Source organism: Oceanobacillus luteolus (assembly GCF_023715655.1).
Lineage (GTDB): Bacteria > Bacillota > Bacilli > Bacillales > Amphibacillaceae > Oceanobacillus > Oceanobacillus luteolus.
This window is the reverse complement of record NZ_JAMBON010000157.1, coordinates 1-430: the sequence shown is the minus strand read 5'-3', so window position 1 is coordinate 430 and position 430 is coordinate 1. Positions and strand designations below refer to the sequence as shown.

The following is a 430-nucleotide window of genomic DNA, read 5'->3' as shown; positions in this document are numbered from 1 at the left end:
AGGCGGGTGGCGATCGCGGACGCGATGGTCGTCTTGCCGACGCCACCCTTGCCCATGCACATGATCAGGCCGTGGCCGTCGGCGGCAAGCTCGTCGATCAGGGCGTCCAGCGAGGGGGGTAGGTCGACGGGAAGCTCTGCTGCTGCCGGTGGCGCCGCAGAGGCGTCGCCGAGCAGGGAGCGGAGGGCGTCGAGGCCGACCATGTTCTCGGGCTTGAGCTCGATGATGTCCACGCCGACGCTTGCCAGGGACGGCGGCAGGCCGGCGATCGCCGCCTGCTCACGCTCCCGCACGGCCAGGCCCAGGCTGTCGGCGGCAGCAGCGCTGCCGGGCAGCACGCCGTTGATGACGACTGCCCTCGGCTTGATCCCCGAGGTGGACAGCTCGACCGCCGTCCGGGCGATCTCGGCACGGCTGGACGGCTGGGCAC

The 430-nt window shown here is 72.1% G+C and carries 1 pseudogene; it reads right to left on the bottom strand.

Features of this window, described 5'->3' with window-relative positions:
• Nucleotides 1-430 (bottom strand): annotated as a pseudogene (locus M3210_RS20185) (arsenical pump-driving ATPase); the annotation flags it as partial.